Origin of the sequence: Variovorax sp. SG517 (genome assembly GCF_013376045.1) — a bacterium.
GTDB lineage: Bacteria > Pseudomonadota > Gammaproteobacteria > Burkholderiales > Burkholderiaceae_C > Variovorax.
Map to the genome: position 1 here is coordinate 270173 of NZ_JABMJG010000001.1, position 25938 is coordinate 296110.

The 25938-nt window shown below is 69.4% G+C and carries 22 protein-coding genes; 8 read left to right on the forward strand and 14 right to left on the reverse strand.

Annotated features, from left to right (window positions below; translation table 11 throughout):
- Window position 1: 1 nt before the first annotated feature.
- The 3 genes from FHT32_RS01150 to FHT32_RS01160 are packed head-to-tail and all read right to left on the reverse strand — an operon-like array spanning window position 2 to window position 8165.
- The gene (locus tag FHT32_RS01150) at window positions 2-5671 is read right to left on the reverse strand and encodes an alkaline phosphatase D family protein (protein ID WP_176662836.1); all 5670 of its coding nucleotides are present in this window, start codon (window positions 5669-5671) and stop codon (window positions 2-4) included.
- A 29-nt stretch (window positions 5672-5700) separates the two neighbouring features.
- Window positions 5701-7479 (reverse strand): hybrid sensor histidine kinase/response regulator, encoded by a 1779-nt coding sequence (locus tag FHT32_RS01155; protein ID WP_176662837.1) that lies wholly within the window; start codon window positions 7477-7479, stop codon window positions 5701-5703.
- Between the two features lie 2 nt (window positions 7480-7481).
- Entirely contained in the window at window positions 7482-8165 is a 684-nt protein-coding gene (locus tag FHT32_RS01160) for a response regulator transcription factor (RefSeq protein ID WP_176662838.1), read from the reverse strand.
- Window positions 8166-8369: 204 nt separating this feature from the next.
- Between FHT32_RS01160 and FHT32_RS01165 the strand changes: the two genes are divergently transcribed.
- Together FHT32_RS01165 and FHT32_RS01170 are read left to right on the forward strand one after the other, a co-directional pair.
- Window positions 8370-10100, forward strand: a complete 1731-nt coding sequence (locus FHT32_RS01165) for a phosphatidylserine/phosphatidylglycerophosphate/cardiolipin synthase family protein (RefSeq protein ID WP_176662839.1) — start codon at window positions 8370-8372, stop codon at window positions 10098-10100.
- Between the two features lie 94 nt (window positions 10101-10194).
- Window positions 10195-11082 (forward strand): YihY family inner membrane protein, encoded by an 888-nt coding sequence (locus FHT32_RS01170; RefSeq protein ID WP_256098833.1) that lies wholly within the window; start codon window positions 10195-10197, stop codon window positions 11080-11082.
- Here FHT32_RS01170 and FHT32_RS01175 read toward each other — a convergent pair.
- Genes FHT32_RS01175 through FHT32_RS01185 form a run of 3 tightly spaced genes read right to left on the reverse strand, consistent with a single transcriptional unit; the run spans window position 11046 to window position 13324 of the window.
- Complete coding sequence (locus FHT32_RS01175) at window positions 11046-11267, reverse strand: oxidoreductase-like domain-containing protein (RefSeq protein ID WP_176662840.1); 222 nt, start codon at window positions 11265-11267, stop codon at window positions 11046-11048. The genes FHT32_RS01170 and FHT32_RS01175 overlap by 37 nt on opposite strands.
- A 13-nt stretch (window positions 11268-11280) precedes the next feature.
- Window positions 11281-12633, reverse strand: a complete 1353-nt coding sequence (locus FHT32_RS01180) for a HAMP domain-containing sensor histidine kinase (RefSeq protein WP_176662841.1) — start codon at window positions 12631-12633, stop codon at window positions 11281-11283.
- A gap of 7 nt (window positions 12634-12640) precedes the next feature.
- On the reverse strand, window positions 12641-13324 hold the full coding sequence (locus tag FHT32_RS01185; protein WP_176662842.1) for a response regulator transcription factor: 684 nt from the start codon (window positions 13322-13324) through the stop codon (window positions 12641-12643).
- Window positions 13325-13452: 128 nt separating this feature from the next.
- Between FHT32_RS01185 and FHT32_RS01190 the strand changes: the two genes are divergently transcribed.
- The gene (locus FHT32_RS01190; protein ID WP_256098834.1) at window positions 13453-14142 is read left to right on the forward strand and encodes a phosphatase PAP2 family protein; all 690 of its coding nucleotides are present in this window, start codon (window positions 13453-13455) and stop codon (window positions 14140-14142) included.
- Between the two features lie 4 nt (window positions 14143-14146).
- Here the strand turns inward: FHT32_RS01190 and lpxO are convergent, their stop codons facing one another.
- The 3 genes from lpxO to FHT32_RS01205 form a co-directional block, all read right to left on the reverse strand.
- Window positions 14147-15043, reverse strand: coding sequence for a lipid A hydroxylase LpxO (gene lpxO / locus FHT32_RS01195; RefSeq protein WP_176662843.1), 897 nt, complete (start codon window positions 15041-15043; stop codon window positions 14147-14149).
- Between the two features lie 97 nt (window positions 15044-15140).
- Window positions 15141-16568 carry a HAMP domain-containing sensor histidine kinase gene (locus tag FHT32_RS01200; RefSeq protein WP_176662844.1) on the reverse strand — a complete coding sequence of 476 codons (1428 nt, stop codon included), beginning with the start codon at window positions 16566-16568 and terminating at the stop codon, window positions 15141-15143.
- Window positions 16565-17248: a response regulator gene (locus FHT32_RS01205; RefSeq protein ID WP_176662845.1), complete on the reverse strand. Its 684-nt coding sequence runs from the start codon at window positions 17246-17248 to the stop codon at window positions 16565-16567. Before FHT32_RS01205 ends, FHT32_RS01200 begins: the two co-directional genes overlap by 4 nt.
- A gap of 243 nt (window positions 17249-17491) precedes the next feature.
- Between FHT32_RS01205 and FHT32_RS01210 the strand changes: the two genes are divergently transcribed.
- Window positions 17492-18553 (forward strand): alpha/beta fold hydrolase, encoded by a 1062-nt coding sequence (locus FHT32_RS01210; RefSeq protein WP_176662846.1) that lies wholly within the window; start codon window positions 17492-17494, stop codon window positions 18551-18553.
- On the opposite strand, the gene FHT32_RS01215 is transcribed toward FHT32_RS01210, so the two are convergent.
- Window positions 18537-19457 (reverse strand): NAD(P)-dependent oxidoreductase, encoded by a 921-nt coding sequence (locus tag FHT32_RS01215; RefSeq protein WP_176662847.1) that lies wholly within the window; start codon window positions 19455-19457, stop codon window positions 18537-18539. The genes FHT32_RS01210 and FHT32_RS01215 overlap by 17 nt on opposite strands.
- A 128-nt stretch (window positions 19458-19585) precedes the next feature.
- Here FHT32_RS01215 and FHT32_RS01220 point away from each other — a divergent pair, with 128 nt between their 5' ends.
- On the forward strand, window positions 19586-19939 hold the full coding sequence (locus FHT32_RS01220) for a helix-turn-helix domain-containing protein (protein ID WP_176662848.1): 354 nt from the start codon (window positions 19586-19588) through the stop codon (window positions 19937-19939).
- A gap of 100 nt (window positions 19940-20039) precedes the next feature.
- Here FHT32_RS01220 and FHT32_RS01225 read toward each other — a convergent pair whose 3' ends face one another.
- Genes FHT32_RS01225 through FHT32_RS01235 form a run of 3 tightly spaced genes read right to left on the reverse strand, consistent with a single transcriptional unit; the run spans window position 20040 to window position 21445 of the window.
- Complete coding sequence (locus FHT32_RS01225; protein WP_176662849.1) at window positions 20040-20441, reverse strand: OsmC family protein; 402 nt, start codon at window positions 20439-20441, stop codon at window positions 20040-20042.
- Window positions 20438-20965 carry a GNAT family N-acetyltransferase gene (locus FHT32_RS01230; protein WP_176662850.1) on the reverse strand — a complete coding sequence of 176 codons (528 nt, stop codon included), beginning with the start codon at window positions 20963-20965 and terminating at the stop codon, window positions 20438-20440. Before FHT32_RS01230 ends, FHT32_RS01225 begins: the two co-directional genes overlap by 4 nt.
- Window positions 20966-20977: 12 nt before the next feature.
- Window positions 20978-21445 carry a winged helix-turn-helix transcriptional regulator gene (locus tag FHT32_RS01235; protein ID WP_093197485.1) on the reverse strand — a complete coding sequence of 156 codons (468 nt, stop codon included), beginning with the start codon at window positions 21443-21445 and terminating at the stop codon, window positions 20978-20980.
- Window positions 21446-21573: 128 nt separating this feature from the next.
- Here FHT32_RS01235 and FHT32_RS01240 point away from each other — a divergent pair, with 128 nt between their 5' ends.
- Window positions 21574-22875: a D-amino acid dehydrogenase gene (locus FHT32_RS01240; protein WP_176662851.1), complete on the forward strand. Its 1302-nt coding sequence runs from the start codon at window positions 21574-21576 to the stop codon at window positions 22873-22875.
- Window positions 22876-22887: 12 nt separating this feature from the next.
- On the opposite strand, the gene FHT32_RS01245 is transcribed toward FHT32_RS01240, so the two are convergent.
- Window positions 22888-23973, reverse strand: a complete 1086-nt coding sequence (locus FHT32_RS01245) for an aromatic ring-hydroxylating dioxygenase subunit alpha (RefSeq protein WP_176662852.1) — start codon at window positions 23971-23973, stop codon at window positions 22888-22890.
- A gap of 361 nt (window positions 23974-24334) precedes the next feature.
- On the opposite strand from FHT32_RS01245, the gene FHT32_RS01250 reads away from it, so the two are divergent.
- The gene (locus FHT32_RS01250; RefSeq protein WP_176662853.1) at window positions 24335-25375 is read left to right on the forward strand and encodes an ABC transporter substrate-binding protein; all 1041 of its coding nucleotides are present in this window, start codon (window positions 24335-24337) and stop codon (window positions 25373-25375) included.
- Window positions 25372-25905, forward strand: a complete 534-nt coding sequence (locus FHT32_RS01255; protein ID WP_176662854.1) for a nucleoside deaminase — start codon at window positions 25372-25374, stop codon at window positions 25903-25905. Before FHT32_RS01250 ends, FHT32_RS01255 begins: the two co-directional genes overlap by 4 nt.
- Window positions 25906-25938 lie beyond the last annotated feature (33 nt).

Here is a 25938-nt window from a genome sequence, read left to right on the forward strand (position 1 = left end):
CTCATGGGCGCTGCACGCCCGCGAAGCGCGCCGGCCCGTCCACCTGCCAGCCGCTGCCGGCGGCCGGATCGAGGTCGCGAACGCAGCGCGTGAGTCCGTCGTCCAGGTCGAGCGTGACACCGATCCGCCAATGGCCGGTGGCGCCGCGCTCCACCTGCAGCACCGCGAAGCCGTTGCCGGTGCCCGTGGCCGCCGTGACCATGGTGCCGCCGAGGGCTCCCGCCATGGGGCCGGGATCGACATGGCCGTCGAGCCAGAACGTGTCGGGCCGGGCATTGACGAAGGGCCAGGGCGCATACAGGCCCGAGGACACGACCGAGATCACCTCCACCGGCCCGTCCGCCCCCTGCAGCCAGAGGCTCGACACGCTCGACATGTGGCGGTCGCCAGACAGCATCACCACGTGGCGCGCGGTGGTGTCGCGCAGCAGTTCGAGCAGCGCTCTCTGCGAGGCCGGGTAGCCGCTCCAGTCGTCCAGCCCCAGGCGCTGCGCCGGGTCGCCGAAGACGGCCGCGCGCGGCATCGGGAACAGCGTCACCGGCGACACGATGAACTTGGGCAGTCCGGCGGGCGCGGCTTCCAGCCACTTCTTCAGGTCGCCCATGCCGGCCTCGGCACGAATTGCTGCCAGATCCAGCGGCGCGGCGACGGCCTGCGCGGCCGTGCGCAGCACCCGCTGCTGGCGCGTGCTGCGCGTGTCGAGCATGTAGAACGGAAAGCCGGCCGGCGCAATGCGGTAGTCGAAGGGCCGCTGGTCGCGGCGCGGCCCGGCGTCGCGCACCAGCTTGTGCTGCTGCGCGTAGTAGGCCTGGAGCGCGGCGCGCACTGCCGGCGTTGCGTAGGGGTCGGGGCCGGGCTCCCAATCGTCCATCACCTCGTGGTCGTCGAGCAGCGGATAGGTCGGCTGCGAGGCCATCACCTGGCGCAGCGCCTCCAGCCTGAAGGTGAGCGCATAGGCCTGGCCGACATCGTCGCCGCCCGCGGGTACGAAGAGGCCCGCGGTCTGGTCGACATACACCTGATCCCCGACGAGCAACAGCAGCTGCGGCTTGTGCGGCGGCTCGAGCACCTCCAGCCGCTGCGCGAGCCGCCGGTACGACGCTTGCGCCGGCACCCGGTCGACCAGGCCCGGCACGTACTGGCAACTGGCGAGCACAAGGCACAGCGAGTCCTGCGCGGGCTCGCCCTCGGGCTGCACCGCGCCGGTCCATGCGGGGTCGAGGCGCACCACGGCGCGCTCGAGCTGCGCGTCGGTGGCCGCCTCCAGCGTTCTCGTCACCTGGCGGCGGATAGGCTCGACCGGTTCGTCCTGCGGCTGCGCGAACAGCCCGGCCTCCAGCCGCCGGCCCAGCACGTCGACGGGGCCGCGTGCCATGGGCAGGTCGTCGTGCGCGGTCAGCACCGCGAAGCCCTGGTACTCGGCGAGCCGGTCGTCGAAGAGGTCGATCTCCACCGCCTCCTGCAGGAGCTTTTCGCGCGTGGTCTGCAGGCCCACCATCCATTCGAAGTCGAAGCACCATCGCCCGCCGCGGCGCCACGCGGGCACGAAGACCACGGCGCGCGCCGACACATGCGCGGGCGGCGGGCGCAGCGCCAGCCTGCAATGCAGCCGGCCCACGTTGCCGGCCTCGCGGCTCGCATGGCCGAGCCAGGGGCCGGTCCACGGCAGGCTGGCGCGCCAGTCCGGCGGCACTGGCGCCTCGGGGCCGGGCTTCGTGTCGAAGGCCTCGAGGAACCGCACGATGTGCGGGAATACGTCGCGACAGGCGTTTTCGCCGATCAACGTGTCCTGGTGGCCGTAGGCGCCGAGCACCAGCAGCTGGTGCGGAGTGCCTTCGCCGAGGAACAGGTCGCCGCCGGAAAGGTTCGCCGAGTCCGATAGGTCCGATGGGTCCGGCAGCTCCGGCGGCTGGCGAGGCAAGCCGGCATCCTTGCCGAACACGCGCTTCAGCAGCCAGAAGCTGTCGTACGAGCCCCGCCAGTCGAACACCGCGTTGCGCTGGCCGTGCAGCATGAACACCGGGAATCCGAAGCGCTCGCCGATCTGCTCGAAGCCCACCGCGTGGCCCTGTCCGCCGGCGTCGGTCAGCACCTCCTCGCGGGCGTAGTTGCCGACCTGGGCGAGGCCGCGCAGCTTCACGAAGCCGTAGATCGAATCGAGCGCTTCGAGCGTGTCCTTGCCGATGTTGTGCAGCCGCATGGTCTGGCCGAAGATGGCGTCGGCCCGGTGCCGCACCGCCGCGAAGCCCGGCGCGTCGCGCAGGCGCTGCGCTTCGCCGTCGCCGTCGGGGTAGGGAAAGGTCGCCAGCAGGCCGTCGACGAGCAGGCGCTTCATGTGCGTGAGCATGGGTCGCGTGTCGAACTCGTCGACGCCGATGAACTGCTGCAGGTAGCCCGCCACATAGCCCCGGAAGCGGTTGAAAGCCGTGGCGCGCAGCAACGGCCCCACCTGCGACAGCACCACCGCGCCGATGGACGCATGCAGCCCCGGCAGGCGCAGCACCGCCACGCTGAACATGGCGGCGCCGATGCAATGCGCCACCACGTCGACCTGCACGGGCGCCCTTTCGTCGGTTTCGTCGGGCATGGCGTACGCCGCCTGCACGGTGCGCAAGGCATCCGGAATGTCGGTCTCGGCGACTTCGTCGAACGACCAGTAGGGCCGCGGCCGGTTCGAAAAGCCGATGCTGGTGCGCAGGTCGAGCACCCACACTTCGCGCCCGGCCGCGAGCAGGCTGTGCACCAGGTTGCCAGGAATGCTTCTGTGCGCGAAGGTGGAACCGCTCGCGCCATAGCCGTGGATCAGCATCACGGGCCTCGTGCCCGCGCGGCGCACCGGCGGGCGATAGCGCGACAGCAGCCGCGGCGGCGCGCTGCCCGGGCCAGCCGCGGCGTCGAGCTCGACCGGCTCGGGCCGCACGCCGAACACCTCGCCGGGCAGGCGCTCCCAGTCGCGTTGAGGCGAATCGGGCGGCGGCACGAAGTCCAGCAGGTGGACGTGAAGCACGATGCGCAGCACCCACAGCGCCAGTTCGGCCAGGTCGCCCAGCTGGTTGGGCATGTCCTGCTGATGCTCGACGCGCAGCAGCGGCTGCAGCTTCTCGACGAAGTAGGAAGGGTCCAGCACCATCCGGCCCAGCCGCTGCGCGCCGAGGTGATCGATCCGCTGCAGTTCGCCCTCGCTGAGCTGCCGCCACGGGTTGCCGCTCTCGACGAACGCGATGCGCTTGGTGAGCCGCAGCCGGTCGCCCTCCTTCAGTGGCGCGCCATGCTCCACCCGCGCCACCGTCCAGTCGTATTCGATGAGGCGCACCTGCCCCAGGTGCGAGCACAGCGCCATCAGGTCGGCCATGACCGGGCCGTCGAAGGCCAGGCCTTCTTCGCCTTCACCTTCGTCGTTGCCGTTGCCGCCGTTCGGCCTCGCCATGGCCGCACGCGAAGGCAGCAGCACCTCCGCCAGCGCCCGCAGCTTCTTGCGCGCCAGCGCGTGGCTGCGCAGGATGCGCTCGATGCTGTCGCTCTTCTCGCGCACCAGCATCGATGCGGTGCCGGTGCAATGCGCGACGGGCGCGTCGTCGCCCTTGCCGAAGCGCAGCACCACCATCGGCTGGGCCAGCGCGCGCGGTGTCGCGCGCAGGGCCGGTACGTCGAAGGGCTCGAATTCCACCTCGGCGCTCAACGCGAAGTCCTGGCCATCGATGTTCACCCGGCCCGTCATCCGCTCGCGCAGGGAGACGCGCGTGGGCGCGGGCGCGCGGGGACGGGTCAGGTCGCGGCGCAACGGGCGCTCCGACGCCGGGGGCTGCGGCGAATCGGCCAGCGCCAGGCCCCAGTCCGCGGCCAGCACCGGCACCGCGCGCTCGGCCAGTGCAGCGATGGTGAGCGATGGGTTGATGCCGAGCGACACCGGCACGATGGAGCCGTCGAGCACCGCCAGGCCGGGCACCAGCGCAGCGGCATCGGCAGCGGCGCCGTCGTGGACGCGGCCCCAGCCGTCGACCACGCCGCGCTCGCGCCCGTCTGCCATGCGGCACCCGCCCAGCGGGTGCACCGTGAGCACCGAGCCCGCCGCGTCCACCAGCGACTCGAGGCTGCGAAACGGCGGGAGCGGATTCCACAGCGGATTGGGCAGCACGCGGCCGCCGAGCCCGTCCGCGCTGTCGTGGGTCGCATGCAGCGCACGCATCTGCGCCGCGAACACCGGCAGGGCCGCGACCTTGTTCCATGCGACGCGCACCTGCGCATCGGCCAGCACCGCGTCGCTGCCGCCATGGCCCACCGGCTCGATGGTGCCGGCGGCGCCGTCGTCGCCCATCATTCCGTAGACCGGCGTGCGGCGCAGCATGTCGTCGTCCACGGCCAGCGGATCGCGGCCCTCGTCCGGCGCGTGGAGGTCGAGGTCCATTTGCGCGAGTGCCTGCAGGGCGTCAGTGGTGGTCACCACTTCGGCCAGCAGGCGGCGCAGCGGCGCGGGAATGGCGAACTCCTCGATCACCAGCGGGCGCTCGCCCTGCTTCGCGCGGGTGCGCAGCAGCCCGGTGATGGTCGGGCCGACGCCGCGCTGCGCCGGCGCGTCGCCTTCGGACGCGCAGGACAGCGCTTCGTCGTGCTGGCCGGCCACCGCCGCGATCATGTCGCCGTTGGCCGAGAAGCCCGCGCCCAGCGCCTGCGAAACCGGCAGGCCGGCGGCCCTGGAGCGCAGCAGCAGCTCGGTGGAGCCCAGCGTGCCGGCGGCCACCACCACCCGGCGCGCGCGCACCACGTAGGGCCGGCTGTTGTCGCTGCGTGCCTTGCGCCGGTCGGTGAAGAAGAACTCGACCGCGAATCCCGCTCCTCCCGGCAGGGCCACGATGCGATGCGCGGTGCCGCCGGTGAACAGGCGCGCGCCCCGCGCATGGGCCAGCGCCAGGTAGTTGGTGTCCAGCGATTTCTTCGCGCGGTGGTTGCAGCCGCTCACGCAGTCGCCGCAGCGCAGGCAGCGGTGCATCGCCACCTGGGCCGGCGTGCGCGTGCCGTCGGCGAAGGCGATCGCAACATGGGCCTTGCCGCGTTCCGCATGCAGCCGCTCGCCGGCTTTCAGCAGGGAGTCGAGCTTCGAGACGCTCTCGGGGATCTGCTCCGGGGCCAGCATGGCCTCGGCCTTGCCGTAGCCTTCCGCCAGCGCGGCGAGGTCGAGGCCCGCAGGCCAGGCACCGCCCTCGAATGCATCGGGCGTGGCGCGCTCCATCACCGCCGCGTTGATGAGCGACCCGCCGCCCAGCCCGTTGCCCAGCAGCGCGTTCACGTCGCCGCCCAGGCGCAGGTCGAAGAGGCCCGACGCATTGCCGCGCGCGGGCCTGCCGTCCTGCAGGCTGAAGCGCACGTGCCCCGGCAGCTCGGCGAAGGTGGCCGGAAATTCGCCCGGCAGGTATTCGCTGCCGCGTTCCAGCACGTAGACCTTGACCGGCACCGCGCCCGCTGCGCCGCCGGCCGATGCATCCACGGGCAGCGCGCCCGCCAGCCGAGCCGCCGCCACCGCGCCGCCGTAGCCGCTGCCGATGACCAGCACCTCGCAATGCTGCGCGTCGGGCGGTGCCGCGAGGATCTCCCGCACCAGCACTTCCGCGCCCTCCGAGAGCAGGCGATCGCCCGGGGTCTGGTCGTGGTGGCGGCCGCCGTCGTCGTCGTCCATGTTCGGCTCCTCGCGGGGTGTTCGCGGATTCAGGAACGTTCGATGGCCGCGGCCAGTGCGCGGCCGAGCGTCCGGTCGTCGACGGGTTTGCGCAGCAGCGGCAGCGCCTGCCGCCGCGCCGCCTCGATCACCGCCGGGCCGGTATCCGCCGTGACCATGACGACGGGCAGCGCCGGCCGTGCGCAGCGCTGCCCGCGCAGGCGCTCGGCGGCGTCGAAGCCCGAGACGCCGCCGAGCCGGCAGTCGAGCACCAGCGCATCGGGCTCGTCGATCTGCTGCAGCGCCTCGTCGAGCGTGGAGGCGGCGAGCACGCGGCAGCCCATAGCGCCCAGCGCGTTGAGGTAGGCGCCGCGCACCATCGGGTCGTCCTCCAGCACCAGCACGCAGCGCCCGTCCAGGCTCCACGGAGCATCTGCGCCGTCTCCCTCGGCGCCCTCGGCTCCGGGCGGTGCGGCCAGCGGCAGCCGCAAACGGAAACAGGCACCCGCGCCGAGGCTGGACTCGAGCTCGACCGGCACGCCCAGCAGCTCGGCCACCCGTCGCACGATGCCCAGGCCCAGGCCGTGCCCCGCAGCCGCCGGGGCGCCGGGGCCCGCCGCATGGAGCTGCACCAGGTCCTCGAACACGATCCGGTGGTTCTCGGGGGCGATGCCGGGGCCGCTGTCCCGCACTGTCAGCTCGACCTCGGCATTCGATGCGTCCGCTGCTGCGTCCCGCACGCGGGCCCGCACCTCGACCTGCCCGTCCGCGGGCGAGAACTTGATCGCGTTGTCGATGAGGTTGGCCAGCATGCGGCGCAGCAGGTCGGGGTCGGTGCGCACCGCCAGGCCGGGCGGGCAGTCGGTGTGCAGGCCGACCCGGCGCGCCGCCGCCGCCGCACCGAAGCTGGCCGCCACGGCCGTCAGCAGCCGGTCGACTCGCACGCGCTGGGGCTGGGCCACGACCACGCCAGCATCGAGCTTCGAGACGTCGAGCAGGGCATCGAGCATGGCGCGCAGCTGCTCCAGGCTGCTGTCGACCACCTCGACGATCGCGCGTGCGTCGGGCGCCATCGCCACGTGCCGCAGCGCGCCCACGTTGAGCGCCATCGCCTGCAGGGGCTGGCGCAAGTCGTGGCTGGCGCCGGCCAGGAAGCGGCTCTTGTCGTTGTTGGCGCGCACCGCCTCGTCGCGGGCGATGGCCAGTTGCGTGCGCTCGAACTCCAGCGAGGTGGCCAGCGCCTGGTTCTCGGCGCGGATGCCGAACGACTCCTCGAAGGTCTGCAGGTTGCGCCGGGCAAAGCGCGTCTGCACGCCGAAGAACATCAGCACCAGCGCGCCCACGCCCCAGCCGAGCCAGCCGCCGGCCATCAGCCACATGGCCGCCGTGGGCACGAAGAGCAACCCCGCGTAGGCCAGGAAAGCGGGCATCACGGTCGCGCTCGTGGACACGGCACCCGCGCCCCATGACACCAGGATCATCGTGAGGACCGCATCGAGCGTCGGGTCGAGCCGGGCCATGAACAGCGCCGCGGAGCCGTTGCAGGCGCCGATCAGCACGTTCCAGCGCACGGTGGCGCGCAGTCGCGCGGCGATCGGGCGGGTGCGGTCGGCGGCCATGCGCGCGAGCGCGGCGGCACGCCACTCGCGGCTGGCGATCACCGCCGCGAACCAGCCCAGCACCCACGGCGCCGGAAGGTCGCGCCAGACGATGGCGGCAACGACGGCGGCGGTGAGCAGGATCTGCCAGCGCAAGCCCACGGCCTGCTCGGCGACCACCTGCAGGCGCCGCTCGTCCAGCTCGTCCAGTTCGTCGGGGGCGGACGGCATGCTCAGGCAGCCTCGAGCGCCCATGCAGCCTGCGCGTCGAAGACGCGGCACAGGGCATCGGTGCGGTTGCGCGCGCCGAGCGCGCGGTAGACCATCGACAGATGCACCTTCACGGTGCCCTCGGCAATCTGCAGCTGGCGCGCGATCAGCTTGACCGGCATGCCCCGCATCGCCAGCGCCAGCACCTGGCGCTGGCGCGGCGACAGCTCGACGCGCAGGAAGCCGGCCAGATCCTCGCGCGGCAGCTCGTCGGGCTCGCGCGCGCGGGTCACGTCGTCGGCCAGCACGAACTCGGCCGGCAGGTAGATCCTGTGGCGCAGCACCACGCGCAGGGCGGCCTCCATGTCCTCGAGCCGGTACGACTTGGGAATGAAGCCGGCCGCGCCGGCCTCGATGACCTCGCGCACGCGCTGCGGCGAACTTTCCGCGGACTGCATGCACACGGGCGTGGCCTCGAAATGCGCCTTCACGGCCTTGAGCGCGGCCAGGCCGGAGAGTTGGGGCAGGTGGTAGTCGAGCAGCAGCAGGTCGGTGCCGGCGGGGTCGAGCCGGCAGGCCTGTTCGGCGTCCCGCACGGCTTCGAAGTGGAAGGGGCGGCCCGGTTCGATCTCGGCGGCCATGCGCTCCAGCAGGAGGCGGGTGCCGTTCCAGACGATCTCATGGTCATCGACCAGCAGAACCTTCATACGGGCCTCTCGTCTACGGTGGCCCTCCCCGTCCTGATGCAGATTAGCGCAAAGCTTCCCAACAAGCGAGCGCACGCACCTACACCAAAGGCCTAGTCGATCGGCCGCCCCGGCACCGCCCCGGAGACTAGGCGCTGCGTTCAATTGTTGCGGCGGGCACCGCGCGGAAGACTGGCCGCCTCCGATGCACCAAGGACCGCCGCCATGAACACCCCGAAGCCTTTTGCCATGCTGCGTGCCGCATGGGAGCCGCTTGCCTGCCGGTTGTGCATCCTGGCGCTCCACCACCCGGTGCTCGCCCGCGCGCTGTGCGCCGCGGCCATGGCCGCGATCTCGCTGCTGGCCGGTTGCGCCGCATTGCCCGGCGACGTGCAGCGGGTCGCGTCGCAGGCGCGCACCGACGTCGAAGACAGTGCGCTCGCACGCATCGCCGCCGCGTCGCTGCCGGGCCTGGACGGCGCGATGGCCGAAGCAACCGGTGTGTCGGGCGTGTCGGGCGTGCGCCTGCTGCCCGGCGGCGACCAGGCCTTCGACGCGCGCATCGCGCTCGTGCAGGCCGCACGGCATACCGTCGACGCGCAGTACTACGTCGTGGCCGGCGACGCCTCGGGGCGGCAGTTCCTGCGCGAGTTGCGCGACGCGGCTGCGCGCGGCGTGCGCGTGCGCCTGCTGGTCGACGACCTGTACGCGGGCGGAGACGACGAGATGCTGGCCGGGCTGGCCGCGCACGCCAACGTCGAGGTGCGCGTCTTCAACCCGCTGCCGGTGCGCAGCGGCGGCGTGCGCACGCGCGTGCTGCTGTCGCTGCACGAGATCGGCCGCGTGAACCGGCGCATGCACAACAAGCTCTTCATCGCCGACAACAGCTTCGCCATTACCGGAGGGCGCAACGTTGCCGACGAGTACTTCGGGCGCAGCAAGCCGGCGAACTTCATCGACATGGACGCGCTGCTGGCCGGGCCGGCGGTGCGCGCGCTGTCGGCGAGCTTCGACGCCTTCTGGAACGGACCGCTGTCGTACCCGTTCGAGGCCATCGCGGCCGGTCAGCGCCCGACACCGGCCCGTGCCCGCGAACGCTTCGCCGAGCTGGTACGCGACCTCGGGCGCTTCGTGCCTCCTTCGAACGAGCTCGACGCGCTGGGGCGCGGCCCGGTCGGCGCGCAGCTGGCGCGGGGGCTGGTCGAGCTGGTGCCCGCGAGGGTGCGCGTGGTGGCGGATGCGATGGTGCAAGGCCCGTTCGCGAGCGACGCCGGCGAGAGCATCAGGAACGCCGGGGATGCCGGAGAACCGCAAGGCCGCGAAGGCGCGGTAATGGCCGCGAACCTCGATCTTTTTCGCGCCGCGCGCTCCGAGGTGCTCGTCGTCTCGCCCTACTTCGTTCCCATGCCCCGGATGATCGAGGCGCTCGCCCACGCGAGCCGCGAGGGCGCGAGCGTGTCGGTGATGACCAATTCGCTCGCCACCACCGACGAGCCGCTGGTGCACTACGGCTATGCGCGCTACCGCAGCGCCCTGCTGCAGATGGGCGCCGCACTATATGAACTGATGCCGGCCAGCGAACCGCATCCGGCCTGGAGCGACACCGAGAACGGCCGCGGCTCGCTCGGCCGCCTGCACGCCAAGCTGGCGGTGGTCGACCGGCGCTGGTTCTACGTGGGGTCGATGAACATGGACCGGCGCTCGGCACATTGCAACACCGAGCTGGGCCTGATCGTCGACAGCCCCGCGCTGGCCGGCGAGCTGGCCGACCTGATCCGGCGCGCGCGCGTGCCCGCGAGCTTCGCCGTGAGTGAAGCGCCCCGGCGCGGCGGCCTGCAATGGAGCTTCCTGCGCGACGGACGCCGCTGGGTGCTGCACCGGGAGCCCGAATCGAACTGGGCCCAGCGGCTGCGCTGGTCGATGCTGTCCCTGGTGGTGGACGAAGATTTCCTGTAGCAGGGAACCGATGACAATCGACTGCAGCGGCAGCGGCAGCGGCGGTGGCCATCGCGCCCGCGGAACCGCCCTGCCCCTCCTCCCTCAGCGATACATGTTTGCCCTGACCCGCCTGACCATCGACCGCGCCAGGAATGAGCGCCTGCCGCAGGTCGCCGGAAGCCTCGCGTTCACGACCCTGCTGTCCATCGTGCCCCTGCTGGCGGCGAGCTTCGCGCTGCTCACGCGATTCCATGCCTTCGCGCGGTTCAAGGATGCGCTGCAGGAGTTCCTGTTGAGCAGGCTGCTTCCCGTGGACATCGCGCGCACGGTGCTGAAGTACCTGAACCAGTTCGCCGCGAACGCCAGCGGCCTGACCTGGGTCGGATCCCTCCTCTTGCTGGGCACGGCCATCGCGATGCTGCTCACCGTGGAGAACGCGCTCAACCAGATGTGGAAGATCCGGAAGAACCGGCCGTTCTTCAAGAGGGTCGGCCTGTATCTGGCGATGCTGGCGGTCGGCCCGCCCGTCCTGGGCCTGAGCCTGTGGGCCACGTCGTATCTGCTGGGCATCTCCATGGGCCTGATCGGCGCGCTGCCGGCCTCGCTCGCATTCGTGCTCGACCTCGGGCCGCTGCTGCTCGGCACGGTCGTGCTGACGAGCATGTTCTACCTCGTGCCCAACACCAGGGTGAGGCTGCGCGATGCCTTCGCGGGCGGCCTGGTCGCCAGCATGGCTTTCGAGCTCGGCAAGCGCGGCTTCACCACCTATCTCGTCAAGGTGCCGACGTACAAGGCGCTGTATGGCGCATTCGCGGTGCTCCCCATGTTCCTGCTGTGGGTGTACTTCTCATGGCTGGTCACGCTGCTCGCGGCCATGATGACCGCCAACCTCGCGCTCACCCGGCGGCGACCGGCGGGCAAGCCCGCCCGGGCCCGGTTGCCGCGCCGGCCTCGTTCGGGCCTTCAGGCGAGCAGCAGCGAAGCCTCGTCGCGCCAGTAGTTCACCGCGGCGAGCCACCCCTCCCACACGCAGCCATTGCAGCCGCGGCCGCAGCAGGTGGTGGGCTCGGGCGGCGGTGGGCGCAGCGTGAGGCCCTGGGCATCGAGCAGCGCCTGCACGTGCTCGATCAGCGCTTGCGCACCGGCGAGGTTGGTAGGTTCGGGAAGCTGGTCGATGGGGTTCATGGTGCAGAGGTCTTCAGGCCAGCAGGTTCAGTTCGAGCCGCATCTTCGCCCCGCCCGATTCGCTCGACCCGATGGTGAGCCGGCCGCCGTGCAGGCGCGCCACCTCGGCCACCAGATGCAGGCCCAGCCCCGCGCCGCGCCCTCGCGGCACCAGCCGGTGGAACGGCGCCACCACGCGCTCGCGGTCGGCCTCGGGAATGCCGGGGCCGGAGTCGAGCACCTCGAAGCCCGAGGGCTCCCACAGCCGCACCTGGATGTCGCAGCCCTGCCCGCCGTGCTCGATGGCGTTCTGGATCAGGTTGCTCAGCGCACGCTCCAGCGAGGGCGCATCGCCGCGCACCCACAGCGGCTTCGGCGCTTCCACCGACAGCGTGCAGCGGTTCATGATGGCCAGCGGCGCGATATCGCCCGCCACGCGCTCGCACAGCGCCTTCAGGTCGACCTCCTGCTGGTCGTGCGCGGCGATGCGGTCCAGCCGCTGCAGGTCGAGCAGCTGCTCGGCCAGCGTGGCGAGCCGCGCCGAGGCCTGCAGGAGCTTCACCTTGAGCGGGCCGTCCTGCAGCCCCTCGAGATGGATCTGCAGCGTGGTGATGGGCGTGCGCAGCTCGTGCGCGGCATCGGCCAGGAAGCGCTCCTGCCGGTCGTAGCCTTCGTTGAGCCGGTCGAAGGCACGGTTCACCGCGTTGACCAGCGGACGGATCTCGCTGGCCACGTTGGCCAGCGGCAGCCGCGTGGTGCGCTCGTGCACGTCGATGCTCTCGGCATGCTCGGCCGTGGCCACCACGCCCTTGAGGCCGCGCTTCACGACGAAGGGCGTGGCGAGGATCACGCCAAGGCAGGTCACCAGCGCCATCGGCGCCACCAGGAACAGGAAGGCAATGGCGGTGCCCTTGAGCGTGTTCCTCACCGTCAGCGGGCTGCCGGTCTGCGTCATCAGGGCCACGGGGCCGGCGCGCGTCTCCACCCGCTCGAAGCGGGCCTTGGGGCGCGTGTTGTCGCTCTCGGGGTCGATGGCCATGCGCTCCATGCCGTCGAGCGAATCGAAGAGCCTGGCGTAGACGGGCGGTACCTCGCCGTTGCGCAGCTCCGAGCCGCGGCTGTCGCGCGCGATGAACCAGAAGGGCGGATCGGCCTCCCGCAGGCGCTGCACCTCCGGCGTGGGCTCTATCGCGAGCTTGCCGTCGGGCGCCAGCACCAGCGCGCGCTGGATGGCCTTGATGGTCTCCTGCCCGGTCTCGTCGACCACGCGCCCCAGCACCCAGGCAAGGCCGAGAAAACCGCCCATCACGAGCACGCCGACCACCACCTGCAGCAGGATCAGGCTCCAGATCAGCCGCCAGCGCAGCGAGAGCAGGCCGAGTCTCATGCGATGGTCATGCCGCCGGACGCGCCGCGCAGATCAGGTAGCCCACGCCGCGGATGGCGTGGATCTCGACCTGCGCGCCGGCCTTGTCGAGCTTGGAGCGCAGGCGCGACACGTGCGTGTCGAGCGCGTTCGACTGGATCTCGTCCTCGTGGCCGTACACGCGCTCCTGCATCGCCTCGCGCAGCACGGTGCGGCCGCGGTGCTCAAGCAGCGCCTCGAGCACGAGCAGCTCGCGGCGCGGCAGCGTGATGCTGTGCTCGCCCACGTGGGCCTGCCGCGTGTGGTGGTCGAAGCGCAGTTGCCCGAGCGTCATGACGAGATTGGCGCGCACCGCAGGGCGCCGCGCCAGCGCGCGCACGCGCGCCATGAGCTCGTCCATCGAGAAGGGCTTGGCGAGATAGTCGTCGGCGCCGCCATCGAGGCTCAGCACGCGCTCGGCCACGTCGGTCATGGCAGTGAGCACCAGCACGGCGGCGGGAATGTCGTTCTCGCGCAGGAAGGCCACCAGCGAGAGGCCGTCGCCGTCGGGCAGACCGCGGTCGAGCACGATCACGTCGTGCTGCGCCGAGAGCGCCGCATCCTCTGCCTCGCGCAGCGAGCCCGCCACGTCGACCACCGCCTGGTTCTGCCGCAACGCGGAGGCCAGGGCTTGCGCGAGGTCGACTTCGTCTTCGACGAGCAGGATTCTCATGGAGCTGGAAGCGGAAGCAGAAGCGGAAGTACGGAGAAAAGGGAGGCCAAAGGCCGGCCATTCTAGGAGAGGCTCTCTCGCGGAAAGCGCAATGTTCACGCAATGCAGTTGCATAAGCTGGGGCGCCAATGAACTCCCGCACGGCGACTTCCCTCCCCGCAACTTGCGTTCCCTGGTACCAGGCATTGGGCAGTCGCTTCGCCACGCTCTGGGTGGCGAAGATGATCGGCACCACCGTGGGCATCTCGGGCTTCTTCGCCATCTACTTCTGGGTGATGCACAACCCGCCCTCGGAGCCGACCGTGATGCCCCTCACGCTGCTCGACCACTGGGTGGGCGTGAGCGACGAAGCGATGCTTCTCTACGGATCCCTGTGGTTCTACATCTCACTGCCGCCCGCCTTCGCGAAGGACTGGGCCGGGCTGCGCGCCTGCGCGCGCGATGCGGCGTTCATTGCGGGCGCAGGCCTCGCGGTGTTCTGGTTCTTTCCGACGACGGTGCCGGCATTCGCGGTCGACTGGGCGCAGTACCCGTCGCTGATGTTCCTCAAGAACGCAGACGCGGGCGGCAATGCCTTTCCGTCGCTGCACGTGGCCTTCGCGGTGTTCACCGCCGTGCTGCTGGAGCGTCAGCTTCGCGAGGTGCGGGCGCCGTCGTGGGTGCGCGTGCTCAACGTGCTGTGGGCCCTGGGCATCGTCTACTCGACGCTGGCGACGCGCCAGCATGTGCTGCTCGACGTGCTCGGCGGCACGCTGCTGGCGGCCGTCGTGAGCCGGGCAGGCACCGCGCGCGCCCGGCTGGCATGGAACGAGGCCTGAGCCCTTACCAGAAGATCCAGAGCGCCAGGCCGCCGAAGATGGCCCACTTCACGAGGTAGTACACCCGCTTGTCCCACGCCTTCAGGCGCTTGCCGACCACGCGGATCTGGTAGATGTACCTGAAGGCGCGGTTGATGCCGCCGGTCTTGTCGCCAGCATCGTTGGGCGATGCGGCCGCGGCCAGCAGGTTCTTCGCGAACCAGCGGTTCACCGCGCTGGCCCAGCGGTACTTCAGCGGGCGCTCGATGTCGCAGAACAGGATCACGCGGTCGTGGTCGGTCGTGTTCTCGGCGTAGTGGATGTAGGTTTCGTCGAACACCACGGCCTCGCCGTCGCGCCAGTGGTAGCGCTGACCGTCCACGTCGATGTAGCAGCCTTCGACGCCCGGCGTCCACAGGCCCAGGTGGTAGCGCAGCGAACCGGCGAAGGGGTCACGGTGGCGCACGAGGCGGCTGCCCGGCGGCAGCTCGGCGAACATCGCGGCCTTGATGGTGCCGATGCCCTTGAGCAGCTCGGTGGTGCGCGGGCACAGCACGGCGGCCGAGGGATGCGCATCGTCGTACCACTTCAGGTAGAAGCGCTTCCAGCCGCTCTTGAAGAAGGAGTTGAAGCCCACGTCGTTGAACTGGCTGGAGGCCTTGATGCTGCCGCCGTTGCGCATGGCCAGGGCTTCCTCGCGGATCACTTCCCAGTTTTCCTCGAGCACGCGCATCTCGGGAAACTCCGCCGGAGACAGGTAGGGCGTACCCGGCACCTTCGAGAAAAGGTACATGAAGACGTTCAGCGGCGCCAGGAAGGTCGAGTGATCGGAGAGCTGCCTGAAGAAGCGATGCCGAACCTGGCCGCGGAAATGAACGTAGAGCGCGCTGAGCGCGAAGATGGCAAGAATGACCCACTTCATGGGAAAGCGTCCTGTAAAGCGCCGGCTAGTGTAATTCCTCGCCCCGATTCGGGCCTGACCGCGTTCCTATGCCCTTTGTCCGTGCACCGGGGAGGTCTCAGCTGCACAGCAGGGGTTGGGGCGCTTCGGCCACGGCCAGCGGCAGCCGCACGGTGGCCAGCAGGCCGCCGCTCGCGGTTTCGCCGAGCCTCACCTCGCCGCCGTGCCGGTCGACCACCGACTTGACGATGGCCAGGCCCAGCCCGCTGCCGCTCTGGCTCTGGTCGGGGTTGCGGAAGAAGCGGTCGAACACCCGCTCGCGCAGTGTGTGCGGGATGCCGGGGCCCTGGTCGGCCACCGTCAGCAGGGCCTGCGATCCATCGCGCGACACGTCCACCACCACCGTGCCGCCGGGGGGGCTGTATTTGATGGCGTTGTTGATGAGGTTGTCGATCATCGAGACCAGGCTTTCGCGCTCGCCGAGCACCGGCACGCTGTCTTCGCATTCGAGTTCCAGCTCCACTCCGCGGGCGCTGGCCAGGCTTTCGATCATGGCCAGCCGGTCCTGCACGAGTCCGTCGAGCGACAGCATGACGGGCAGCGCGCTGTCGGACACCGCGTCGCTGCGCATCAGCTGCAGCAGCTGCCCCACCAGCCGCGCCGCGCGGTCGTTGCTGCGCAGCAGGTTGCCCATGAGTTCGCGCTGGCGCTCGTCGGTGCTCTGCTCCTTCAGCGCCTCCACGTTCACGCGCATCGCGGCCAGCGGGGTGCGCAGCTCGTGGGCGGCGTCGGCGATCAGGCTGCGTTCGCGCGAGGTGCTGTCGCGCACGCGCTGCAGCAGGCTGTTGATGCTCTGCACCAGCGGCTGAAGCTCCTTGTGCGGCGGCATGTACGACAGCGGCGTGAGGTCGGCCGGCCCGCGCTCGGCCGTCTCCTGGCTCACACGGCGCCACGGCCGAAGCGCGAGGCGCACCGAAAGCCATGCGGGAAACACCAGGAACGGCAGGCTGATGACCAGCGGCAGCAGGTAGTAGCCGCGGGACACCACCGTCACCGTGAGCCGCCAGACGCTGGGCTCGGCCAGCATCACGCGAACATCGCCTTCAGGCGAGGCCAGCGTGCGTGCGCGCCATTCGCGGCCTCCCGCCTTCACGGTTTCGATGCGATTCAGCCCGGTATTGAGGATGACGGGCGCTGCGGCCGTCGAGCGATAGATCAACCTGCCCGACTGCCACACCTGCAGGACCGACGAGCTGTCCGCGCTCCCGTCGCCATCGCCGGCGGCCTCCATCAGCGCGGCATCGAAGGCCGCGATCGTCTCCTGCTGCTTGTCGGGCCTGTCGGCCGTGTTCTTCACGATGGCGATCACCGTATTGAAGATCTTGTCGAACTTCAGCATCTCGGGGTCTTCATAGGAGTCGTACAGCAGCAGCGCGATGGCCATGGTCCACAGCAGCGCGACCACGCCCATCTGCGCAAGCAGCAGGCGCCGCATCAGGGAAGGTTGTTTCCAGTTCTTCCAGCGCCGCGCCAGCGCCCGAATCATTTCTGCGTGCTCCGCGCGAGCGATTGCACGTCGATCACGTAGCCGATGCCGCGCACCGTGCGGATGTAGCCCTGGCCGATCTTCTTGCGCAGGTTGGAGATGTGCACCTCGAGCGAGTTGCTGCCGTTGGCCTGGCCGCCGGGCAGCACCTGCTCTTCCATCACGCGGCGCGTGACCACGCGGCCGGTGCGCTTGAGCAGGAGCGCCAGCAGGTCGAACTCGCAGCGCGAGAGCTCGACCGGCTCGCCGTCGACGATCACGCCGCGCGTGGGCTCGTGCATCGCCAGGCCGCGCATGCGGATGGTCTCGTCGTTGAAGCCGTAGCTGCGGCGCGCGAGCGCGCGAACGCGCGACAGCAGCTCGGCCAGCGCGAAGGGCTTGACCAGGTAGTCGTCGGCGCCGTCGTCGAGGCTTCGCAGGCGGTCGTTGAGCGCGTCGCGCGCGCTGAGCACAAGCACCGGCAATATCTGGCGGTCGCGGCGCAGGCGGAACAGCAGGTCGAGCCCGTCGCCGTCGGGCAGGCCGAGGTCGAGCAGAACCATGTCGAAGGTGCCGCCGTCGAGGGTGCGCAGGGCGTCGTCGAGTCTGCGGACCCACACCACATCCATGCCTTGATTGGCCAGCGCGATGCGCACGCCATTGCCGAGGTCAAGGTCGTCCTCAACAAGCAAGAGATTCATGAGCCTCCACGTGAACTGACCATTCCGCTTCCGGAATGTGGCGGAAGTATCTGCCAAGCGCCGAAGCCGCACTTCAGGAAATCTTCATGAATGCCGAAGCAGTTCTTCAGGTGCGGCCGGGACACTGGAGCCATTCCCTGCACACGGAAACGGAACACCCCAGTGAATGGCCTGCCCTCGCTACCCGCACGTACTGCCCGACCGGAGCGCTACGGCCTCCGACGGCGGGACCTCTTTCATGCCATGGCACTGACCGGCGTCGCGGGCCTCGCGGCCTGCGGCGGCGGCAGCCATGGCGGCGTCGGGGTTGGCGGAGCCGGTGGGGTCGGCACCGCCGGCGGCAAGCCCGTCGTCATCGATCGCCGGGTGAAGGTCTCGGCCTCGCCCGAAGTCTCGCTGCAGGTGCGCGACTGGCAGCCGCCCGGCAGCAGCACGGGGCCCGTCTTCGTGCTTCTGGCCGGACTCGGGGGCAATGCGCGCTACTTCGACAGCCTCGCGCCCGCGCTGGCCGCGAGATCACGGGTGATCGCCATCAGCAGGCGCGGCTACGGGCTTTCGGACAAGCCGCTGCCGGTGAAGACCGCCACGCAGTACTACGAGGTCGACACGCTGGTCGCGGACCTGAAGGCGGTGCTCGATGCGCTGGGCGTGCGACGTGCGGTGCTCGGCGGCCATTCGATCGCGGGCAACGAGCTCACCAGATTCGCGGGCCTGCATCCGGAACGGACGCAAGGCCTCGTCTACCTGGACACCACCTTCGACTACACCGTCGAAGCCGACAGCGCAGGCGAGACAGTGCCCGACAACCGCCTGTTCCACGAGCCCCGGCCCACGCCGGACGACGGCCGGTCCCTGCAAGCCGCCATCGCCTTCTTCCGGCGCAACTCGAAGAACTGGTGGCCTGCGCTGGAAGCGAATCTGCGCGACGCCATCGACATACGCACCGACGCAAGCGTGCGCCTCAATACCCCCGATGAAGTGGAGACCGCCATGGATACAGCCGCACACTCTTTCTCCCCCGACTACAAGGCCGTGCGCGCGCCGTCGCTGGTCGTGACCGCCCTGCCCGCCGACAACCGCGACATGTTCCCGTGGCTGGAGCTGCCGCTCGATGCGAAGACACAGAAAGACGCTGCCGACTACCTGCGCATCTTCCGCCGCGTGGCCATCACGAATTCGAACCAGCTCGTGTCGGCGCTCGATACGCCGAACCGCCTGACGCTGGACAACGCCAGCCACGGCGACTTCATCATGGAGCGCGAGGCCGAGGTGCTGCGCGCCATCCAGTTCATGACATGGGCCTGAGCGATGCCGAAGCCTCTTTCGCACGCAGCAGCTTGATCAGCGCCGCGAGTTCCTCGCCGCCCAGGCCGGCCTCGTCCGCCCGCTGGAAGATGCCGGCGGCGAAGGCCGGGAAGCCGGTGTCGATGCCCGAGTCCTGCGCCGACTGCAGGATGCGCCGCGTCGCCTCGACCGAGATGCGCATCGGGCTCTGCGAGATGGCGAAGTCGCCCGACTGGATGACGGAGCCCTCATGCTGAAGAAAGCCCGCGAAGGTCGGCATGATGCCCGCGACGATGCGGCCGTATTCCGCCACGTCGAAGCCTTCGTGCTCCGCGATGCGCGCGCCGTGGATGAAGCCGAGCATCGTGCCGTAGATGGTGGAGAGCGTGGCGAGGTCCATGGCCGCCGCCGCGCTCGCGGCCTCGCCCAGGTAGACGATGCCGCCGGCCAGTGCCTTCAGCCACGGCCGGGCTTCGTCGAACACCGGCCTGGCGCCCGACACCAGCAGCGGCGTGTCGGGCTGGCCCATCTGGTCGGGTGCGGCCTGGATCGCGCCTTCGAGATATGCGGCGCCCCGTGCGTTGGCCCACGCCTGCGCATCGCGCGCGTCCTGCGGGCTGCCGGTGGTCAGCTGCACCAGCAGGCGGCCGTCCATGGCGGCGGCGACGCCTTCGAGCGCGAAGATGGCCTCGGCCGCGCGGTAGTCGTAGACGCACATCACCACGACACGCGCGGCGCGCACCGCCTCGCTCGCGCTGCGCGCCAGCACAGCGCCTTTCGCAACCAGCACGTCGGCCTTGCCTGCGGTGCGGTTCCACACGGTCACCCTGTAGCCCTGCTCGAGGTAAAGCCGCGCGATGGTTTCGCCCATCGCTCCGAGGCCCAGAACGGAAACTTCCTTGATGTCGGTGCTCTTGCTGCTCATGACGATTCGCTCGTTACGTTTTGTGAAGATGCACGCATCGTAGGAATCGGGCTTCCAAACGGTCAAGTACCTACAATTAAGTTAGGTACTTACCAAAATGTATGTATTACCTGCTGACGGGGATGAAGATGAAATCCAGGAAACCCTACAACTGCGGCATCGGCCCGGCCTTCGACGTGATCGGCGGCAAGTGGAAGGCCGTCATCCTTTGGGAACTGCACGTGCAGCCGCTGCGCTTCGGCGAGCTGAAGCGGGCGCTGCCCGACATCAGCGAGAAGATGCTGATCCAGCAGCTGCGCGAGATGGAGACCGACGGCATCGTTCACCGCGAGGTGTTCCACGAGGTACCGCCGCGCGTGGAGTACTCGGAGACGAAGCTGGGCGCCACGCTCAACGCGGCGCTCGCGCCGCTGGCCGACTGGGGCGACCGCTATGCGAAGCGCGTGGAGGCCGCGCGGACGCGGGCCGAAGCGGCGAAGTGAGGGCGCGGATAAAGGCCGCGCAGTTCCCTCGGTGTGCTGGGCCTGCGCGCGGAGCGCACCTGCTGCGCGCTGCATTGACCGGCAAAGCCGGCAAGCCGGGTCACTCGACCCAGCCGGTCTCGATCTCGGTCTTCACCTCGGTCATGAGCTTGTGCACCGGGCACTTGCCGGCCACGCGAAGCAGCTCGTCGCGCTGCGCTTCGCTCAGGTTGCCGCTCAGGCGCAAGCCCGACTTGAGACGGTAGACGCCCTTGCGCTCCTCGCTGTCGTCGCGGTCGACCACCACCTCGATGTCTTCCACCGGAATGCCCTTGCGGCGCGCGTAGATCAGCACGGTGAGCGCCTTGCAGGCCGCGAGCGATGCGTCGTACAGGTCGTGCGGCTCCGGGCCGGCGTCGCTGCCGCCGCCGGCGGGCGAGGCATCGACCGGGATCTCGTGGTTGCGGATCTTCAGGATGTGGCGGGTGCCGGTGATGCCGTCGCGGCGGATCGTGATGCTCATGCGTGTTTCCTCGGGGAAGTGGTTGCGGTGAGGGGAGAAAGCGTCTTCACGTAAAGGATGGTGGTGAAGCCGCTGTGCCATTCGAGGTCGGGGTAGCGGTCGGCCTCGCGGTAGCCGAGCGCGAGGTAGAAGCCCTGGCTCTGCGTGTTGAAGGTGTCCGTCTCCAGCCGCGCGAGCTCCACGCCGTCGGCGCGCATGCCCTCTTCCGCGAAGGCCATCAGCGCCCTCGCGATGCCTTTGCGCTGGTGCCTGGCCGGTACGTGCAGGGCGTGCACGAAGTCGTGCTCCCAATGCACCATGCCGACCACCTCGCCGTCGATCTCGGCCACGAAGAAGTCCGGACCCTTCTCTTCGATGTAGCCGACAGGGGCACCGCTCTCACGGTAGGCCTGCGCGGCCTCGGGCGTGAGTTGCGGCAGCCAGGTGCCGGCGAAGGTGTCGTCGAGGATGGCCTTCACCGCGTCGAAGTCTTCGAGGCGCCACGGCCGGATCGTGATGTCGGGTACGTCGTTGTTCGTGCTCATCGGTTCGGCGATTCAGCGGTCCACGGCCAGCATCAGCGTTTCCTTGATTTCCTCCATCACCACGTAGCTGTGCGACTCCGCCGCCACCGGCAGCTTCTTGAGGATGTCGCCCAACAGGTGCCGGTATTCGCTCATGCCGCTGAGCCGCGCCTTCACCAGGTAGTCGAAGCTGCCCGACACCAGGTGGCATTCGAGCACCTCGGGCATGTGCAGCAGCTCCTTGCGGACCTTGTCGAACACGTCGCCCGACTTGGCCGAGAGCTTGATCTCGACGAACACCAGCAGCGTCTTGTCCAGCGCCTCGGGCGATACGTGGGCGTGGTAGCCGGTGATGACGCCGTCGCGCTCCATGCGCTTGACGCGCTCGGCGCAGGGCGAGGCCGACAGGCCGATGTGCTCGGCCAGTTCGGTCATGGACATGCGCCCCTGGCGCTGCAGAACGTCGAGGATCTTGCGGTCTATGCGGTCGAGTTCGGGCATTTCACTCCGGCGACAGCCTTGGAAGGTTCTCCGCAGTGTATTCCACTGCCGAATCGAATAAATCAGTGGAATCCACTGCCTGGAGAACTTTAGATTCCCTTCATTCCATCTGAATCGGCGAATACACCATGAAAGTCATCGTTCTCGGCGGCGGCGTGATCGGCACCACCACGGCCTACTACCTCGCCCGCTCGGGCGCCGAGGTCACCCTGCTCGACCGGCAGGCCGGCCCCGCCGAGGAAACCAGCTTCGGCAACGCGGGCCAGGTGTCTCCCGGCTACTCCACGCCATGGGCCGCGCCGGGCATTCCGCTGAAGGCGATCAAGTGGATGTTCAAGAAGCACGCGCCGCTGTCGATCCGCCCCGACGGCACGCTGTTCCAGCTGCGCTGGATGGCCGCCATGCTGCGCAACTGCTCGCCCGAGGCCTATGCGGTGAACAAGGAACGCATGATGCGCGTGGCCGAATACAGCCGCGGCTGCCTGCAGCAGCTGCGCGCCGACACCGGCCTGCAGTACGAGCAGCGCACTGGCGGCACGCTGCAGCTGTTCCGCACGCAGGCACAGCTCGATGCGGTGCAGCGCGACATCGCGGTGCTCGAGGAGTGCGGCGTGCCCTACGAACTGCTCGACCGCGACGGCCTCGCCCGCATCGAGCCCGCGCTGGCCGGCGCGCGCGACCGCCTCACCGGCGGCCTGCGTCTGCCCAACGACGAGACCGGCGACTGCCACCTCTTCACCCGCGGCCTCGCCGAGATCGCACACGGAATGGGCGTGGACTTCCGCTTCGGCCAGACCATCGCCGCGCTCGAGACCGACGGCGACCGCATCACCGGCGTGCGCACCAGCGCCGGCAAGATCCTCACGGCCGACCGCTACGTGATGGCCTTCGGCAGCTACTCGCGCGCCGCCATCGCCGCGCTGGGCCTGGACATTCCGGTATACCCGGTCAAGGGCTATTCGCTGACCGTGCCGCTGCTGGACGAATCGCTCGCGCCGCAATCCACCGTGCTCGACGAGACCTACAAGGTGGCCGTCACCCGCTTCGACAACCGCATCCGCGTGGGCGGCATGGCGGAGCTCGGCGGCTTCGACCTGCGGCTGAACCCTGCCCGCCGCGCCACGCTCGAGAAGGTGGTCACCGACCTCTTCCCCGGCGGCGACGTGCCCCGCGCCACCTTCTGGACCGGCCTGCGCCCCATGACGCCCGACAGCACCCCCATCGTCGGCGGCACGCGCTACCCCAACCTGTACCTCAACACCGGCCACGGCACCCTTGGCTGGACCATGGCCTGCGGCTCCGGCAAGCTCATCTCCGACATGGTGATGGGCCAGCGCCCCGAGATCCGCACCGACGGCCTCGCGATGGACCGCTACGAAACGGGCTCGTCGCGCGCAGCGCGCCCGAACCCCACGACCGCACCGGCTTGATGCAGGGGCCGCTCAGGCGGCCTTTGCAATGGGGATCACGGTGCTGTCGTCCATGCCGCGATACACCTCCGCCTCCCCGTGCTTCGCAAGCAGCTGCATCAGGTGCTTGCGGATCAGCATGCCCGGACGGTCCGACTCCATCGAATACTCCACGCCGCGCCGCCGCGTGTCGACCAGCGCGTCGGGGTCGGTCGATTCGAGGATGTCCTTGTCCTCGCGCGTCACGGCTTCGTCGAAGTCGATCAGCATCTGCGCAGTGCAGTCGGCCTCGGTGTCGTTGCGGAAGAGCCACTGGCACAGCTGCATGCGGCCGTCGTCGATGGGCGTGAAGCAGTTGATGATGATGTGGCGCACGCCGCTCGGGTACTCGATGTCGAGCCTGCGCGAGAACGGCAGGAAGTAGGCGTTGCGCATGTGGCGCGTGGTGATCGGGTCGGTCACGCCGCTGATCGCGTGGAACTTCACCGGGTTGGTCGCCTCGATGACCGTCTCGGCATAGAAGCCCGAATCGTTCTCCACCAGTTCGTACTTGCTCGGCTTCGGGCTCGCGGCCACGCCGAAGGTGGCGCGGTGCACGAAGCTGAAGTGCGAGTTGTCGAAGGAGTTCTCCAGCGCGCGCATCGGGCTGGTCTGCCACTCCTCGTAAAACTGGAAGATGGTGCGGTAGCCCGGGTCGTCGAACTCCGGAATGGCCGGGATGTCGGCGATGGGCTCCTCCAGCGCCACCCATGCATAGCCGTAGCGCGCGGCGCAGCGGTAGGCGGTGGTACGGTACTCGGGCGATATCTTGCGGTCGGCCTCGTACTGCGGAATGCGGATGACCTGGCCGCTGCGGTCGTAGGTCCAGCCGTGGTAGCCGCACTGGATCGCGCCGGTGCCGCAGGCCTGGCCTTCGCTGTCCACGCACCAGCCCTTGGAGAGCTTTGCGGTGCGGTGGCAGCAGCGGTCGCGCAAGGCGGCGGGCTGGCCGTCGGCATCGATGAAGAGGACGATGTCTTCGCCCAGCAGCCTGAAAGGTTTCGGGCCGTTGGCCAGTTCGGTGAGCGGCATGACGGCATGCCAGAACTTGCGGAAGACGGGTTGACGGGTGACGAGCATGCGCGGACTCCTTCTATGGTCGTGTGGGGACGAACGTGAAAGAGCAATTTCCTGCCGGGATGCGTGGGGCACCGCGCGGCTGAACGCTTCTACTCTGCGCAGACTGCCTTGCAAGTTGCGCGCCCGGATTGTGGCGCTTCGGCCGCGCAGCACCAAGCCCCTTCACAAATACCCGACCAATGCACGACCAGAGCCCTTGGCATGCCTCGTGCATCACCGAGCGCAAGAGTAGAAGCGTTCAGCAGCGCACGCACCACGACTGTGCGCCCGCCCGGAAATTGCTCTTGAAACGCCCGCAGCCCTTCTTCCTTCACCGGAAAAAGGCGACCGGATTCAAGACACGAAGCTTCCGAGGCCCCACATGCAACGTCGATCCTTCCTCGCGGCCAGTACCGCGACCATTGCAGCCATCGCCGCCCCCGCCGTGCTCGCGCAAGGCGGCAAGCTCACCCCCCTCAAGTTCACGCTCGACTTCCGCATCAACGGGCAGACCGCTCCCTTCTTCCTCGCACTGGCCAAGGGCTACTACAAAGACGAAGGCCTGGACGTGAGCATCGACACCGGCGCCGGCTCGGTGGCCTCCATCACGCGCATCGCGAGCGGCGTCTATCAGCTGGGGCTGGGCGACATCAGCTCGCTGGTCGAGTTCAACGCCCAGAACCCCGGCACGCCGGTGGTGCAGGCGGTCTACCAGTACTACAACCGCGCACCGTTCGCGATCATCGGCCGCAAGGACCGCGGCATCACCAGCGACTTCAAGAGCCTAGCGGGCAAGAAGGTCGCGGCCGCTGCCGTCGAATCGACGCGCCGCGCCTGGCCGCTGGTGGCGCGCAAGCAGGGCATGCGCGCCGATGCCTTCCAGTGGCAGACCACCGACTTCAGCGCGCGCGACAACGTCATGGTGCGCGGCGACGTCGATGCCGCCACCTACTTCCACGACTCGGCCGTCTCGCTCTTCGCACGCATGAAGCCCGAGGAGCTGTCGATTCTCAAGTACGCCGACGCGGGCGTGAACCTGTACGGCAACGCCATCCTCGCGGGCAGCAACCTGATCGCGCAGAACCCGAAGGTGGTGGCCGCCTTCCTGCGCGCGAGCAACCGCGCCATCGTCGAGACCTTCGCCAACCCGGCGCCGAGCATCGCGGCCATGCGGCAGCGCGAGCCCATCCTCGATGAGAAAATCGAGATCGAGCGCTGGGGCATCACGGCCCAGTACGTGGGCGCCGCAGACACGCAGGGCCATGGGCTCGGCGACATCAGGAAGCTCACGCTGGAGCAGCAGGTCGACGAGGTTGCCGATGTCTTCGGCCTGAAGGTCAAGCCCGCGTCCGACGCCATCTTCAACACTTCAATGCTCCCATCGCGCAGCGAACGCACTCTTCCCAAATCCTCCAAGGCATGAACGATTCCATCGACAGCAACAGCATCGGCACCTTCTATCCGCCGGAGACCGCCCTCGACGAACGCGACGGGCGCTACCTGCGCAAGGCCATCGTGTGGTCGCACGCGGCGCGGCGCAGGGGCAACCGGCCCTTCGGCTGCGTGATCGTCTCGGCCGCCGGAGAAGTGCTCTCCGAGGCCGCCAACAGCAACAACGAAACCGGCGACTGCACCGCCCATGCCGAGGTCAACGCGCTGCGCGCACTGGCCGGGCGCGGGCTCTCGCGCGAGGAACTGGCGGGCGCCACGCTCTACGCCTCTGGCGAGCCCTGCGTGATGTGCGCGGGCGCGATCTTCTGGTCGAACATCGGCCGCGTGGTGTTCGGCATCGACGCCGAGCGGCTGCGCGTGTTCCGCGGCGAACGGCAGGACCAGCGCGATGCGGAGCTGTCGTGCCGCGACGTGTTCCGCGCCTCGCCGCATCCGATCGAGTGCATTGGGCCGGCTCTCATCGATGAAGCCAGCGCCGCGCACGACGGCGCGTGGAAGTAGCTCGCCCCCAGGCTGCGCGCACTTCGTGTCGCT